Here is a 13,787-nt window from a genome sequence, read left to right on the forward strand (position 1 = left end):
AGTCCGAAGGAACCGAGGTTCCGACGGGCTTGACGCGCAGAGTATTTGGAGTCCTAGTAGGCGCCGGCGTGGCCGGCATTATCGGCGGAGGCAGCCTTCTCTCAGCCTCGAAGAACGCCGCGGATACCGGAGGGATCTCCCGCGGATCCGGGGTATGGACGTCCTTTGGAAGCGTCCGCATCGTAGCCGCGGAAAGACAGTCGCGGATGCCGCAGACACCCGGCGCGGGGGGTTCTACCGCGGCCGCTACCGGTGCAGCATCCTCCGGCCACGATCATGGCGGCGCAGCCGTGTCCGGCACCCAGCCGGCCAACTTCACCTGGGGCGACCATGTGGTGCTGCAGCTGGAAGTCCACAACGGACTGGACCGGCCGGTCCTCTTCTCGCCCGGCCAGCTGCGGCTGAAAGTGGGCCCCGACGGACCCACGGTCACCAACCGGTCATCCGGCGCCGGCAAGGGCGCGTTGGACCCGGGCGCCACAAACAACTTCTGGATCAGCTTCCTGGTGCCCTCCGACAATGAGCAGCTCTCTGCCGAATTCACGGATCCGTGGTCGGACGGCGCGCCGCTGGCCCTGGAACTGCCCACGGTCCTTCGCCGGCCCGGATGGCTGGAGAACAATCATGGGTGAGTTTGAAAACAACGGCCAGCAAAACGACGACGGCGGGGCCCTCCTGGGCGAGGACGCGCCGGTGAGCCGCTGGAGCTTTGTGAAATACGGAGCTGCCGCGGGGCTCGGCGCGCTGGCGCTGGCCGGCGCGCAGCCGGCCCACGCGCGAACCACGACGCCGACCGAGGAAGCTGAGGCGCCCGAGCCCACCGATCTAGCGACGGGTGTTGCCACCGGCGTGGCTACCGAAGAGGCTGAGGACCTGGAGCCGGCTGACGAGGCGACCGAAGAGGCTGAGGCCCTGGAGCCCACCGACGAGGCGACCGATGAAGCGGAAGACGCGGATGATGCGGAGCTGCTGGAATCGGACCGGGAAGTGCTGGATGTCTACATCAACGAGGGCTACATCAAGATGGTGGATGACTCGCTGGTCTACTTCCGCGGGTTCGGCGATCGCCCCACCGAGAAGAACGACGCCAATCCCAGCCTCACCATCAAGCCCAAGGTCTTCCTGAAGGACGACAGCTGGGTGGACAGCCGGATCTACCCGGTGGGGGCACCGGAACCACCACGCGGTACGCCGACGCCGCTGCAGCCGGATCCCGAAAATCCCGGCCAATATTACGTCCGCCGGGCCCACTGGGGCAGCTTCATGCCCGAGCGCGTAATCGTTGCCGAAACCGGCAGCAAGATCACGCTGCGCGTTCACAACCGGCTGGCCAAGGACCACGAGCTGGCCATCCACAAGGCCGGCGACGACGGCGAAGATGTCAGCACGGGCAAGATCGCTCCCGGCAAGGTCGGCATGCTGGAACTGAAAGCGCCGGAACCCGGGGTCTACATTTACAGCGATCCGGGCAACCAGCCGGTGGAACGGACCCTGGGCCTGTACGGCGCGCTGGTGGTCATGGACCCGTCGGACGCCTGGTGCATCTCGCTGGACGCGGCCGAGTTCGAACGCCAGTGGGTCTGGCTCTGCCACGCCGTCGATCCGGTGTGGGCAAACATCGAGGCCAAGGGCGGCACGGTGGATCCGGCCAAGCAGAAGGCCGTGCCGCGCTACTTCACGCTCAACGGCCGCAGCGGCTACGAGTCCATGGGCATGACCCGCAACGAGGCGTTGAACAAGGCCTCCGATGAGGAGACCACCATTTCGGGGTACCCGCGGCAGTTCGACGCCCGGGAGTTCGCCGAGGGCTCGGCCATCGGCTCGCTGCGGGGCGGGCAGTTGGTCCGTATCGTCAACTGCGGGATTGTCTTCCATCAGATGCATTTCCATGGCAACCATCTGTGGACCGTGCGCTGCGATAACGAGGACTGGGGCCGCACCGAAGGCCATGTGGGTGAGGACGGCTACGTCTGCATCCAGCAGTGGGAAGACGTCATCAAGGTCAGGGGGATGCAGACCAAAGACGCCATCATCCCGATCAAGCGGCCGCCGGACGCGGTCGACCAGGTCTGGGCCAACAGGAAGTCCGACTGGGCGTATCCCATGCACTGCCACTCCGAATCCTCCCAGACCGCCGCCGGTGGTATGTACCCGGGCGGTCTGACCTCCCACTGGATCATTAAAGCGCCTCTCGAAGGAGCGACATCATGATGGAAACATTGCTCCCGGGCAGGAGGCTGAGCTTCCAGGAACGCAAGGCTGCGGAGAAGAAGCGCAAGGAAGCCGCAGCGAAGAAGAAGCGGGAACAGGAGGCCCGGCGCAAGCGCGAGGCCGAGGCGAAAAAGCGGGCCGCGGAAGCGCGGAAGAAGCGCGAAGCAGAAGCAAAAAAGCGATCTGCCGAGGCCAAACGTAAGGCAGATGAGGCGAAAAAGCGGCGCGAGGCGGAAGCGAAGAAGCGTGCCGAGGAGGCCAAACGCCGTCGCGAGGAAGACGCGCGCCGGAAGCAGGCGGCCGAGGAAAAGCGCCGCCGCGAGGAGGAAGAGGCGAGCAAGCCCAAGCCGCCACCGACTTCGACCACGCCGCCTCCAGTAGACAAGCCGACGGAGCCGACCGAGCCCACGGACCCGGAGGACAACACCGGGACCGATCCGGAAGAGAGCACCGATCCGACCGAGCCGGACGAGGAGCCGACGGATGGCGCGGAACCGGAACCGGATCCCGAACCCGAGCCGGATCCTGAACCTGAGCCGGTCCCGGAGCCTCCCATTGTGGAGGAGGAAGCCCGGCACATCTTCGACAGCCAGGTGGACTTCAGCTCGAACCAGAACGAGCAGGATAAACCGGTCACCGAATTCAAGATGACCCCGAACATCAGCTACGAACTCGACTTCTACGGCACTGACCTGAGGTTCGACGACGGTGCCGAAGTGGAGATGTGGAGCTTCGAAACCGACGATCAGCGCAAGTGCTTCCCGGGCCCACTGATCAGGCCGAAGGAAGGCCAGATTTTCCACGCCAGTTTCAGCCCGAGCAAAGGCAACCACACCATCCACTGGCACGGTATGGAACCGGACCCCCGGAACGACGGCGTGGGCCACACATCCTTCGAAATCGCCGGGGATTACACCTACCAGTGGCAGCCGGAGAAGGGCCGGCCGGGCGTTGCGGACTACGGGACAGCCGGAACGTACTTCTACCACTGCCATGTGAACACCACCCTCCACGTCCAAATGGGTATGTTCGGGCCGCTCATTATTGACCCAATCGAGCATCCTGACTACCCCGTCACGCCGGGAGCCCGGCGGGCGTTCGTGGACGGGCCGGAGTACGACATCGACACCGAAACGCTCCTGATCCCGTACAGCCTGGATACGCGCTGGCACGGCATGAACCACGCTGCAGGTCTGTCGGGCGAAGACGCGGGCCTGAACCACTTCCAGCCGAAACATTTCTACGCGTTGGGAGGGGAGCTCGCGCGCCGTCCCCGTGGCAAGGAACAGGTGTGGTCGATGAAGTCGCTGCGCGCCAACGTGTACAAAGAGGGTGACTACCGCAAGCCCACCCTGTTGCGGCTGCTGAATGCCAACTACCTGCCCACCATGCTGCGGTTCCAGGATATGTCCGGCAACCCTGTGGCCATGGCCGAAGTCATCGCCCACGATGGCAGGCCGTACCGCGACACCCACGAGAAGGCTGGCGTCTCCCTGCCCTGCCGCGAGGCCGGCTACCCGATGATGACCAGCATGCTGGCATCCGGGTCCGCCGAGCGGTATGACCTGCTGCTCTTTCCGCCGGAAGCGGGGGATTACCAGGTGGTGTTGGAATTCAAGGACTGGATCACCGACGAGGTGATCGGCAAGCGCATTATCCCGCTGAAGGCCTCGTAACCTTTTGGGTACAAGAAGGGCACGCGCCGGATGAAATGTTTTGTTCGGCGCGTGTCTTCTCTACGCTGGATTGGTGATCTTCAAAGCCGTAGGCGACAGCCGCCCATATCCTGACCATGGTTACGAGAGCCCCAAGGACTGGGCCAGCGTACCTCCGCGCCAGGTCCGGCTCGATGAGCTCATCACCACCAAGAGCACGCTCGATCTGGAGGCACTGCTGGCCGAGGACTCCACGTTCTTCGGCGACCTGTTCCCGCATGTGGTCCAGTGGCAGGGCAAGTTGTACCTCGAAGACGGACTCCACCGGGCCGTCCGCACCGCCCTGCACCAGAGGGCGGTTCTGCACGCACGGGTGCTCGTGATCAATGACTAAGCCCTCGAACCTGCCGCAGAAGCCGAAGCGGAAACCAACGGAAACGCTGCGCTTGCAGGGACGCAACATCATCACCGAGGACGATCTGGACGAAGTCTTCCCCGACGACGGCAACGTGGAGAAGCCGGAGATCTACAGCCACCGGAAGATTCTGCATGGTGTTGTCCTGACGCTGCTGGTGGCTCTCATCATTGCCGCGGTCCTGACTGCCCTGGCAGTGGTCCGCGGCGACCTGAAGATTCCGGGCTGGTCCCACACTCCGGCACCGGAGGCCACGTGCCCTGCAACCGTGCACGGATACCCGCCGAACGATTCCATTACCGTCAACTTATATAACGGCACACAGGAGGAAGGCCTGGCCAGCCAGACGTCCGGGCTGCTAGCCAAACGCGGTTACCAGATCGGCGAAGTCGCCTCGAAACGCATGAGTCGTACCGGCCTCACCGCCGTCATCATTTCCGGGCCCGCAGGGGAGGCCAACGCCTTCAACCTGCAGCGGAACATTCCTGAAACGGAATACGTGGCGGATCAACGCGCCGATGCCAGCGTGGACGTCGTGCTCGGGTCGCAGTTTAAGCAACTCGTCCCGCCGGACAGCGTCGACCAGACCGCGGGGGCATTGAGCTGCCCGCGGCTTTCGCCCGCACCCAGTGAAGTCGCCAAGTAGGTTCTAGGCAGCGCGCGGCGGACGGTGTTTGCGGCCGTGGACAACGTAATAAAGTACGACGGCGGCATGCACCAGGACGCACAGCGCGCCGAACATTCCGGGTAGCCCGTCAGCGGCAGAAGGGCGCCGAGGACCACCGGGCCCACGCCGACTCCCAGGTCGAGCATCAGATAGAACGCGGACGTTGCCGTGCCTAGGCGCAAGACCAGGAAGAACATGCTCGCAGCGGAGGCGATTCCCTGCTCCAGCGCGTAGGAAGTGAGGAAGGCCAGGAACCCGGAGTAGGCACCCCGCAGACCAGAATGACCGTCGAGACGGGCAGCGCGCCCGGCTCGAGTACCGCCGCCAGCGAGATCCGTCGCCGGCCGAAAGCAGCACGGCCAGGAACGGCCCCAGCGCAATGGACAACGTGGTGGACAAGCCGAAGTAGCCGGTCCCCTCGCTCCGCCGGGCCGGCGGGATCAGCGCCTGCACCGAGGCGGCGACGGCGGTGCTCCCCGCGCCGAAGGCCACGCCGTGGATGATGCGCAGCGCCAGCAGCAGGGGCAGCGAACCCGACGGCGAAGACCATCGAGATGAACAGATTGACGGCGATTGCGAGAACGAAGTCCTTGGACCAGAGCCTTCCGGACTGCCGGCCGCTCCCGCCGATGCACTGATCCCTTCGCCACACGCTGATGGGCCGGGAAAACTCGCGGCCCATCAGCAATTATCCCCGGTCTAGGGGTGCGGCTAGTTGCAGCCGTCCGGGCCGCAGGTGGCGCCGTCGTCGTTGTTTCCGGAGAGCACGGTCAGCGGATTGCGTTCCGCCCAGGCCTGCGCCAGCGCCTGGCTGAAGCTCTCGGTGGGCTGGGCGCCCGAGATGCCGTACTTGCGGTCCAGCACGAAGAACGGCACGCCGGTCACACCGAGCGCACGCGCCTCGGCGATGTCTGCCTGCACGTCCTCCGTGTAGCGGTCGCCCTCGAGCGACTCGCGGATTTCCGCCTCGTCCAGACCAAGTACGACGCCGGTGCGCACCAGATACTCCACGTCGCCGATGTCTTCGCCGTGTTCGAAATGACCGGACAGCAGCGCTTCCTTGGCCTGCGCGTCCAGGTTGTGGGCCTTGGTCAGGTGCAGGAAGCGGTGCGCGGTGAAGCTGTTGGCCACGACGATCTTGTCGAAATCGTAGGCCAGGCCTTCGCCTGCGGCCTGCTCGGTGACATGCGCGAACATCTGGCGGACCTGGTCCTGCGGCATGCCCTTCATCTGGCTCAGGTACTCGGTCTCCGTGCCGTCGTAGTGCGCCGGCAGGCTGGGATCCAGTTGGTAGCTGCGCCACTGGACGTCAATCTGGTCCTTGTGCTCGAACTTCTCGAGGGCTTTCTCGAAACGGCGCTTTCCGATGAAGCACCAGGGGCAGGCAATGTCGGACCAGATCTCAATCTTCATGGACATGTCAACATTTCTAGCGGTCGATGTATTCCGGCTGGACGGTGCCGGTGGCGGTCTCGTCCACCAGTTCGGCCCGTACATGGCCCTTGCCCTTGATCCCGAAGTGGTAGGCCACGAACAGCACCGCGATCCATGCGGCCCCGACAACCAGGGCCACGCGGGTGTCCGGCATGATGCCCAGCAGCACCACCACGAACACCATGAACGCCAGCGCCACGTAGGACGCCACGGGCCAGAACGGCACGGCGAACTCGGAGGCCGGCAGCTTCTTCCGCGCAATCTCGCGCTTCATCGCGATGTGCGTGAGCAGGATCATCAGCCACACCCACACGGTGGCGAAGGTGGCGATCGACGCGATGATCAGGAACAGGGATTCGGGCAGCAGCATATTGAGGACGACGCCGACCAGCAGCACCGCGGTCATCGTCGCCACCGTCATCCACGGCACCCCGTGACGGGAGATCCGCGCGAAGGACGCCGGCGCGTGGCCCTGCTGCGCCAGCCCGTACATCATCCGGCCGGCCCCGAACGTGTCCGAGTTGATGGCAGAGATCGCGGCGGTGATGACCACGGCGTTGAGGATGTGCGCGGCGGCCGGAATGCCCAGCGCGTCGAAGATCTGCACAAACGGGCTGGTCTCGCCGTCGATCTGATTCCACGGGAAGATCATCATCAGCACACCGAGCGTGCAGACGTAGAAGAGCAGGATGCGCACCGGCACGGTGTTGATCGCCGCCGGGATGGCCTTCTTCGGGTTCTCTGCCTCGCCCGCCGTGATGCCGATGGTCTCGATCCCGCCGAACGCGAACATCACAATCGAGAAGGAAGCCAGCAGGCCCCAGAACCCGTTGGCGAAGAAGCCGCCCGAGGCGAGCATCGTCCCCAGCCCGGGGTTCGCCGCGTCCGGCAGCCCGAAGCCGAACACCACAATCGCGGCGCCGCCAGCGATCATCGCGATAATGGCGGCGACCTTGATGATCGACAGCCAGAACTCCGTCTCGCCGAACACCTTGACCCGCATCAGGTTCAGCGCCGCGATCAGGCAGACGACGGCGAGAATCCAGATCCAGCGCGGGACCTCCGGGAACCAGAAGCCCATGTAGATGCCGAACGCCGTCACGTCGGCGATGGCCACGATCGCCATCTCGAAGGCGAAGGTCCAGCCGGTGATGAACCCGGCGAACGGGCCGAGGTAGCGGCTCGCGTACTGCCCGAAGGAGCCGGACACCGGGTGCCGCACGGCCATCTCGCCCAAGGCCCGCATGACCAGGAAGACCGCTGCGCCGCCGATCACGTAGGCCAGCAGGACGGCCGGACCGGCAGCCTGGATGGCGGCGGCAGAACCGTAGAACAGCCCGGTGCCGATGGCCGAGCCGAGGGCCATGAACCGGATGTGGCGGACAGTCAGACCGCGCGCGAGTGCCTGGGCAAATTGTGCCATGGGAAACGTACCTAGTTTCACGAAAGGGGGAGGGCCGGAAAGAAAAAAGCGGCCGGTTAATCTTACGCCCGCGCTGATGGGCGAATCTCACACACGGCGGTTCCAGTGGCCAACCCCACAGCGCTAGCCAAGTCTCGTACGCTTCTGAAATGGCCATTATTTACGACGCAGTCCTAAACCCCTCCAAGATCGACCTCCTGGCATCATGGCTGCCCGCGCAGCCGTGGTTCCCGCACATAGGGGAGCAGGGCGCGGAGGCAGGGGAGCAGCCGGCGTTGGAGCCCATCGGCGCATTCCGCTTCGACGACCCCACCGGCGACGTCGGCATGGAGGTCCACCTGCTGCGCCTCGACGACGGAACCATCCTGCAGGTACCGCTGACCTACCGCGGCGCACCGCTGGACGGCGCCGAACCGTGGCTCGCCGGCACCATGGAACACTCCGTGCTCGGCAAGCGCTGGATCTATGACGCCTGCGGCGACCCGGTCTTCGCGGCAGCACTCGCCACGGCAATCCTGCAGGGCGGCACCGAGGCCGAGCTGTTCCTCGACAAAGACGGCACGCTCGAACCCCTCGAGCCTTCGGTCAGTGTCCGCGGCAGCGGCACGCCCGGCACCGAGGTCCCCCAAATTACGACGGCGGTGCCCGCCACCGTGGGTGCCGTCACCACCATCACGGCCGGGCTGCTGGCCCTTTCCCTGTACCGCATCCCCGTTGCCGATGAACCTGGCACCCACGGCAACACTCTCACCGGCACTTGGGGCAGTCATGCTCCGGTGGTTCTGGCCTCCATTCCGTAACCCCTAATTTTCGGCTGGCACTTCCTATTGACCCTGCTGTCAGGGAGGACTAATCTACAACCAAATGGTTGTAGATCAAGTTTCCGATTCCGAGTTGGACCGCCTGTTCCAGGCGCTCGCCGACGCCACCCGCCGCGACATTGTCGCCCGGGTCCTCACCGGCGAGTATTCCGTCTCGGGGTTGGCTGCCGAATACGCCATGAGTTTTGCCGCCGTACAGAAACATGTGGCGGTGCTGGAACGGGCTTCCCTTGTCACCAAGGAGAAGCGCGGAAGAGAGCAGATGGTGCGGATTCATCTCGAAGGGCTGAGAAGGGCGCGGCGGCTGCTCGATGACTACGAGGAGATCTGGCAACAGCGTGTTGCCCGGATCGACGACATTCTCGCTGAAGGATAGAAAGGGCACCATCATGCCGGTTATCAGTTCGGAAAAGGACGTCGAAGCGCTGCGCTTCACCATCGTCGCGGAGTTCGATGCAAGTGTTGAGCGCGTCTGGCAGATCTGGGAGGATCCGCGCCAGCTCGAGCGCTGGTGGGGCCCGCCCACCTGGCCCGCCACCTTCGAAAAGCATGAGTTCGAGCCCGGCGGCAAAGCCAACTACTACATGACCGGACACGAAGGAGAGAAGGCCCGCGGGTGGTGGAAGTTCACCGCCATCGAAGCGCCGAACCGGTTGGAGTTCGACGACGGGTTCGCCGACGAGAACTGGGCGCCTGTCGAAGACATGGGCATTACCCACGCCGCCGTAACCCTGGAAAATATCGACGGCAAGACCCGGATGACCACGGTGTCCGGTTTCGAGTCCGCCGAGCAGCTGCAGAAGATGCTCGCCATGGGCATGGAGGAGGGAATGAAGGAGGCCATGGGCCAGATCGACGCCGTCATCGCCGCGCCCGCCCCTGCCTGACCCGGAATCGGCAATATCTTGCCGGTTCTGCCCGAATCGAGGGCAATCCGCAAGTGCTTGCACCCATATCGGCAGGATCTTGCCGATCGGAAACCTCAGATCCCGGGGCGCCCCAGATCAAAAGCGCACCAATGCCGATGTCCCGGGTCCTAAAGGCCCGGGACATCGCACCGCCTGCGTTCACGTCTGGGAGCGTGGCAGGGAAATGACCTAGACGGCGGGCGCCTGACCGTACTCCCATTCCCAACCATTTTGCTGGCCGGGGAAGCTAAAGGCGATGCTTCCAGACTCTGAAGTTACGTCGAGGATGACGATGCCTTTTACTTTCTCACCGGGGCCTATCGAATCCGGAACAAGTTCCGACCGGTCCTCGACACAGTTATAGACCTTGTCGGAAGTCACGGTGTTCATGCGTGATCCGTTGGCGGCGTAACCCTTCCAGGAATGGCTGTCGAACGAGGCGCTATTTGTGCCTAACTGCTCGGTCATATCTGCGTCGGTCTGTATCTCCAAACTCACCGCGATCATATGACCGTTTGCAGGCTCCATCTCTGGAAAAGCCGGGCAATCATGTGGCTCAATGCCGGTCACTTTGAATTTCAGAGAAGAATCTTCCACGGTGTCAGCCCCAATACTGGCCAACTCGTCTATTTCCTTGACCAGATTGCCGTGATCATTTTCCTTGCGCTCCACTCCGGTGGGAGTTGGGCTGGGTTTCGCCGGTTCTACCGAAATGTTCGGGGCGGCTTCTCCTGAGCCGGTGGTCCCCGAGCAACCCGTGATAGCGAGCGTTACAAGTGACAAGATGGCAAACGATTTCTTCAATTAAACCCCCAACAGATCGACGTGAACTGGAATCGGTGACTCTCCCAGCTTTCCCCAATGATTTCACGTCAAACCTTAGTTCCTCCCCGCACCGGGCCTTCGGACTCATCCAGCTAAAACTATTGGCCTCTAACTGAAGGATGCCCCGGACCTTATGGCCCGGGGCATCGCTCCTATTTTCTTAGTTACTGCTTCCGCACAGCCATCCGGCCCGCCCGGCTTTCGGGCAAACTGTGGCGAATGAGGGGCCGGACGGCTCTGCGGAAAGTTCAGGCCGGCGGCGGGGAGGCAGTTGCTGGCCGATTGTCCTCCCCGGCCGCCGGACGGTTAGGCGGCGATGAGCTCTTCGCGCTTTTCGTGCAGGTAGCGCTCGTAGGCCGGGACGGTGAGGAAGGCCGGGAACTCTTCGCCCAGGGCCACTTCCTCGAAGATTTCGCGTGCGTCGTCGAAGAGGTCGTCCTCGAAACGCGGCAGCTTGGCGAACTCTTCATCCAGCAGCCGCTGCACCCAGTCCAGGCTGATGATCTCGCCTTCGTCGGTGATCGCGGACTGGCGGATCCACTGCCAGATCTGGGAGCGGGAGATCTCCGCGGTGGCGGCGTCTTCCATCAGGTTGTGGATGGCGACGGCGCCGTTGCCCCGCAGCCAGGACTCGATGTAGCGGATGCCTACCTCGATGTTGGTGCGGATGCCGCGCTCGGTGATCTTGCCCTCCGTGCCGGCGATGTTCAGCAGGCCGCGGTCATCGGGCGTGACGTCGTCGCGCTGGCGCTCGATCTGGTTGGGCCGTTCGCCGAGCACGGAGTCGAACACGTCGCGGGCCACCGGCACCAGGTCCGGGTGGGCCACCCAGGAGCCGTCGAAACCGTCGTTGGCCTCGCGGGTCTTGTCCGCGCGGACCTTCTCCATCGCGATGGAGTTGGCTTCCGGGTCGCGGCGGTTCGGGATGAAGGCCGCCATGCCGCCGATCGCCATGGCGCCGCGGCGGTGGCAGGCCCGCACCAGCTGCTCGGTGTAGGAGCGCATGAACGGAGCGGTCATGGTCACCTGCGTGCGGTCCGGCATGACGTAGCGGGCGCCGCGGGTGCGGAAGTTCTTGATCACCGAGAAGATGTAGTCCCAGCGGCCGGCGTTCAGGCCTGAAGCGTGCTCGCGCAGTTCGTAGAGGATCTCCTCCATCTCGAACGCGGCCGTGATGGTCTCGATCAGCACGGTGGCCCGGATGGTGCCCTGCGGGATGTCCAGCATGTCCTGGGCCAGGATGAAGATGTCGTTCCACAGCCGTGCCTCGAGGTGGTTCTCGATCTTCGGCAGGTAGAAGTACGGTCCGCGGCCCTGGGCGATCAGCCGCTGGGCGTTGTGGAAGAAGTAGAGGCCGAAGTCCACGATCCCGCCGGCCACCGGCTCGCCGCCGACCAGCATGTGCTTCTCCGGCAGGTGCCAGCCGCGCGGCCGGACCACAATGGTGGGCAGATCGGTCAGCTGCGTGCCGTGGACCTTGTACTCCTTGCCCTCGGGCGAAGTGAAGTCGATCTTCCGGTCCAGCACATCGGTGAGGTTCAGCTGTCCGTTGATGACGTTGGACCAGGACGGGGTGGAGGAGTCTTCCATGTCCGCGAGCCAGACCTTCGCTCCGGAGTTGAGCGCGTTGATGGTCATCTTCTTCTCCACCGGCCCGGTGATTTCCACCCGGCGGTCCTCCAGCCCGGGTGCGGGCGGGGCAACCTGCCACGAGTCATCCTCGCGGATGCCGCGGGTGCCGGGCAGGAACTTCGGGTCGTGGCCCTTGGCGATGCAGCGGCGGCGGTCCTTGCGCAGCTGCAGCAGTTCCTCGCGGCGGCCGGCGGTGGCCTTATGAAGGCGGGCGACGAAGTCCAGTGCCTGCGGGGTCAGGATTTCCTCCTGGCGCCGCATGGGCGTAGCGGTCAGCGTGATGCCGTTCAGGGTGATCGGATCGTTCATGGCACTTACTCCTAAGGAAAGGTCCATCGAGTGGGCAGCTGATGCCCTATTCGGCCCTCGAAAGGGGCATCAGCTGCTTCGTCGATGGGAAAACTGTTTAGTGGAACTGGCCTTCTTCGGTGGAACCCACCAAAGCCAGGGTGCTGCCGTTCGGGTTGAGGGCAGTTGCGATCTGGTCGAAGTAGCCGGTGCCTACTTCGCGCTGGTGCTTGGTTGCGGTGTAGCCGCGGTCTTCTGCGCCGAATTCCTTTTCCTGCAGCTCGACGTAGGCGCTCATGCCGTCACGGGCGTAACCGTGGGCCAGATCGAACATCGAGTAGTTCAGGGCGTGGAACCCGGCAAGCGTGATGAACTGGAAGGTGAAGCCCATGGCCCCGAGCTCGCGCTGGAACTTCGCGATGGTGGCGTCGTCCAGGTGCTTCTTCCAGTTGAAGGACGGGGAGCAGTTGTAGGAGAGCATCTGGTCCGGGAACTCCGCCTTGACGGACTCGGCGAACTTGCGGGCCAGCTCCAGGTCCGGCGTTCCGGTCTCCATCCAGATGAGGTCGGAGTACGGGGCGTAGGCCTTGGCCCGGGCGATGCACGGCTCAATGCCGTTGCGGACCTTGTAGAAGCCCTCCGGGGTGCGCTCGCCGGTGATGAACTCGCGGTCCCGCTCGTCCACGTCCGAGGTGATCAGCGTGGCGGCTTCGGCATCGGTCCGGGCGATGATGACGCTCGGGGTGCCGGCGACGTCGGCGGCCAGGCGGGCGGCGTTCAGGGTGCGGATGTGCTGCGCGGTGGGGATGAGGACCTTGCCGCCCAGGTGGCCGCACTTCTTCTCCGAGGCGAGCTGGTCTTCCCAGTGGACACCGGAGGCGCCGGAGGAAATCATGGACTTCATCAGCTCGTAGGCGTTCAGCGGGCCGCCGAATCCGGCTTCCGCATCGGCCACGATCGGGACCAGCCAGTCCTCAACACTCTGGATGCCCTCGGAGTATTCGATCTGGTCGGCACGCAGCAGCGCGTTGTTGATGCGGCGGACCACCTGCGGAACCGAGTTTGCCGGGTACAGCGACTGGTCCGGGTAAGTGTGGCCCGAAAGGTTGGCGTCGGCGGCGACCTGCCAGCCGGAAAGGTAGATGGCGCGCAGCCCGGCCTTGACCTGCTGCACGGCCTGGTTGCCGGTCAAGGCGCCCAGCGCGTTGGTGTACTGCCCGGTCTTGGCTTCCTCGGTCAGCTGCTTCCACAGCTTCTCGGAACCGCGCTTGGCCAGCGTGTGCTCTTCCTGCACACGGCCACGGAGGCGGACGACATCCGCTGCGGAATAGTCACGAGTGATGCCCTCCCAGCGGGGATTGGCGGCCCACTCGAGCTCCAGTGCCTTGGCTGCTTCTTCAGCGGTCTGGGGTGCCGGCTCAAATGATGCTGTCATTGCGCTTCTCCTTGGTTTCCCCGACATCCCTGCCGGGTGACTTCAGTTACGGCTTGAATGCCGAACTTCTTCG

The 13,787-nt window shown here is 64.2% G+C and carries 14 protein-coding genes; 8 read left to right on the plus strand and 6 right to left on the minus strand.

Features of this window, described 5'->3' with window-relative positions; translation table 11 throughout:
- Positions 1 to 206 precede the first annotated feature (206 nt).
- From AC3A4M_RS08015 to AC3A4M_RS08035, 5 genes are all read left to right on the plus strand, one after another.
- Positions 207 to 632 (plus strand): hypothetical protein, encoded by a 426-nt coding sequence (locus tag AC3A4M_RS08015; protein ID WP_498735087.1) that lies wholly within the window; start codon positions 207 to 209, stop codon positions 630 to 632.
- Positions 625 to 2,211 carry a cupredoxin domain-containing protein gene (locus AC3A4M_RS08020; protein WP_498735088.1) on the plus strand — a complete coding sequence of 529 codons (1,587 nt, stop codon included), beginning with the start codon at positions 625 to 627 and terminating at the stop codon, positions 2,209 to 2,211. Before AC3A4M_RS08015 ends, AC3A4M_RS08020 begins: the two co-directional genes overlap by 8 nt.
- Positions 2,208 to 3,887, plus strand: coding sequence for a cell envelope integrity TolA family protein (locus tag AC3A4M_RS08025; RefSeq protein WP_498735090.1), 1,680 nt, complete (start codon positions 2,208 to 2,210; stop codon positions 3,885 to 3,887). The genes AC3A4M_RS08020 and AC3A4M_RS08025 overlap by 4 nt, the downstream gene beginning before the upstream one ends.
- Before the next feature lie 73 nt (positions 3,888 to 3,960).
- Entirely contained in the window at positions 3,961 to 4,260 is a 300-nt protein-coding gene (locus tag AC3A4M_RS08030) for a type II toxin-antitoxin system VapB family antitoxin (RefSeq protein WP_498735092.1), read from the plus strand.
- The gene (locus AC3A4M_RS08035; RefSeq protein ID WP_498735094.1) at positions 4,253 to 4,927 is read left to right on the plus strand and encodes a LytR C-terminal domain-containing protein; all 675 of its coding nucleotides are present in this window, start codon (positions 4,253 to 4,255) and stop codon (positions 4,925 to 4,927) included. Before AC3A4M_RS08030 ends, AC3A4M_RS08035 begins: the two co-directional genes overlap by 8 nt.
- 3 nt (positions 4,928 to 4,930) lie before the next feature.
- Here the strand turns inward: AC3A4M_RS08035 and AC3A4M_RS08040 are convergent, their stop codons facing one another.
- The 3 genes from AC3A4M_RS08040 to AC3A4M_RS08050 all read right to left on the minus strand — a co-directional run bounded on the left by AC3A4M_RS08040 (position 4,931) and on the right by AC3A4M_RS08050 (position 7,805).
- Entirely contained in the window at positions 4,931 to 5,440 is a 510-nt protein-coding gene (locus AC3A4M_RS08040; RefSeq protein WP_498735095.1) for a hypothetical protein, read from the minus strand.
- A gap of 219 nt (positions 5,441 to 5,659) precedes the next feature.
- Complete coding sequence (locus AC3A4M_RS08045) at positions 5,660 to 6,361, minus strand: DsbA family oxidoreductase (protein ID WP_498735571.1); 702 nt, start codon at positions 6,359 to 6,361, stop codon at positions 5,660 to 5,662.
- Between the two features lie 16 nt (positions 6,362 to 6,377).
- Complete coding sequence (locus AC3A4M_RS08050; protein WP_498735096.1) at positions 6,378 to 7,805, minus strand: amino acid permease; 1,428 nt, start codon at positions 7,803 to 7,805, stop codon at positions 6,378 to 6,380.
- A gap of 149 nt (positions 7,806 to 7,954) precedes the next feature.
- Here AC3A4M_RS08050 and AC3A4M_RS08055 point away from each other — a divergent pair, with 149 nt between their 5' ends.
- From AC3A4M_RS08055 to AC3A4M_RS08065, 3 genes are all read left to right on the plus strand, one after another.
- Positions 7,955 to 8,605, plus strand: coding sequence for a CG0192-related protein (locus AC3A4M_RS08055; protein WP_498735098.1), 651 nt, complete (start codon positions 7,955 to 7,957; stop codon positions 8,603 to 8,605).
- Positions 8,606 to 8,669: 64 nt separating this feature from the next.
- Positions 8,670 to 9,002 (plus strand): ArsR/SmtB family transcription factor, encoded by a 333-nt coding sequence (locus AC3A4M_RS08060; protein ID WP_264667576.1) that lies wholly within the window; start codon positions 8,670 to 8,672, stop codon positions 9,000 to 9,002.
- A gap of 13 nt (positions 9,003 to 9,015) precedes the next feature.
- Entirely contained in the window at positions 9,016 to 9,513 is a 498-nt protein-coding gene (locus tag AC3A4M_RS08065; protein ID WP_498735100.1) for an SRPBCC family protein, read from the plus strand.
- Between the two features lie 210 nt (positions 9,514 to 9,723).
- Here the strand turns inward: AC3A4M_RS08065 and AC3A4M_RS08070 are convergent, their stop codons facing one another.
- The 3 genes from AC3A4M_RS08070 to aceA form a co-directional block, all read right to left on the minus strand.
- The gene (locus tag AC3A4M_RS08070; RefSeq protein WP_498735101.1) at positions 9,724 to 10,338 is read right to left on the minus strand and encodes a hypothetical protein; all 615 of its coding nucleotides are present in this window, start codon (positions 10,336 to 10,338) and stop codon (positions 9,724 to 9,726) included.
- A 327-nt stretch (positions 10,339 to 10,665) separates the two neighbouring features.
- Positions 10,666 to 12,300 (minus strand): malate synthase A, encoded by a 1,635-nt coding sequence (gene aceB, locus AC3A4M_RS08075; RefSeq protein ID WP_498735103.1) that lies wholly within the window; start codon positions 12,298 to 12,300, stop codon positions 10,666 to 10,668.
- A 97-nt stretch (positions 12,301 to 12,397) separates the two neighbouring features.
- Positions 12,398 to 13,714 (minus strand): isocitrate lyase, encoded by a 1,317-nt coding sequence (gene aceA / locus AC3A4M_RS08080; RefSeq protein WP_498733236.1) that lies wholly within the window; start codon positions 13,712 to 13,714, stop codon positions 12,398 to 12,400.
- Positions 13,715 to 13,787: the final 73 nt, after the last annotated feature.

It is taken from the genome of Arthrobacter sp. Soil_C_60 (assembly GCF_057656375.1).

Bases quoted from the DNA above. Each gene is read 5' to 3' on its own strand.
- AC3A4M_RS08035 (WP_498735094.1), top strand. From the start codon at position 4,253: ATGACTAAGCCCTCGAACCTGCCGCAGAAGCCGAAGCGGAAACCAACG.
- AC3A4M_RS08050 (WP_498735096.1), bottom strand. From the start codon at position 7,805: ATGGCACAATTTGCCCAGGCACTCGCGCGCGGTCTGACTGTCCGCCAC.
- AC3A4M_RS08060 (WP_264667576.1), top strand. From the start codon at position 8,670: ATGGTTGTAGATCAAGTTTCCGATTCCGAGTTGGACCGCCTGTTCCAG.
- AC3A4M_RS08065 (WP_498735100.1), top strand. From the start codon at position 9,016: ATGCCGGTTATCAGTTCGGAAAAGGACGTCGAAGCGCTGCGCTTCACC.
- AC3A4M_RS08025 (WP_498735090.1), top strand. From the start codon at position 2,208: ATGATGGAAACATTGCTCCCGGGCAGGAGGCTGAGCTTCCAGGAACGC.
- aceB (WP_498735103.1), bottom strand. From the start codon at position 12,300: ATGAACGATCCGATCACCCTGAACGGCATCACGCTGACCGCTACGCCC.
- AC3A4M_RS08020 (WP_498735088.1), top strand. From the start codon at position 625: ATGGGTGAGTTTGAAAACAACGGCCAGCAAAACGACGACGGCGGGGCC.
- AC3A4M_RS08015 (WP_498735087.1), top strand. From the start codon at position 207: ATGCCGCAGACACCCGGCGCGGGGGGTTCTACCGCGGCCGCTACCGGT.
- aceA (WP_498733236.1), bottom strand. From the start codon at position 13,714: ATGACAGCATCATTTGAGCCGGCACCCCAGACCGCTGAAGAAGCAGCC.
- AC3A4M_RS08045 (WP_498735571.1), bottom strand. From the start codon at position 6,361: ATGAAGATTGAGATCTGGTCCGACATTGCCTGCCCCTGGTGCTTCATC.
- AC3A4M_RS08055 (WP_498735098.1), top strand. From the start codon at position 7,955: ATGGCCATTATTTACGACGCAGTCCTAAACCCCTCCAAGATCGACCTC.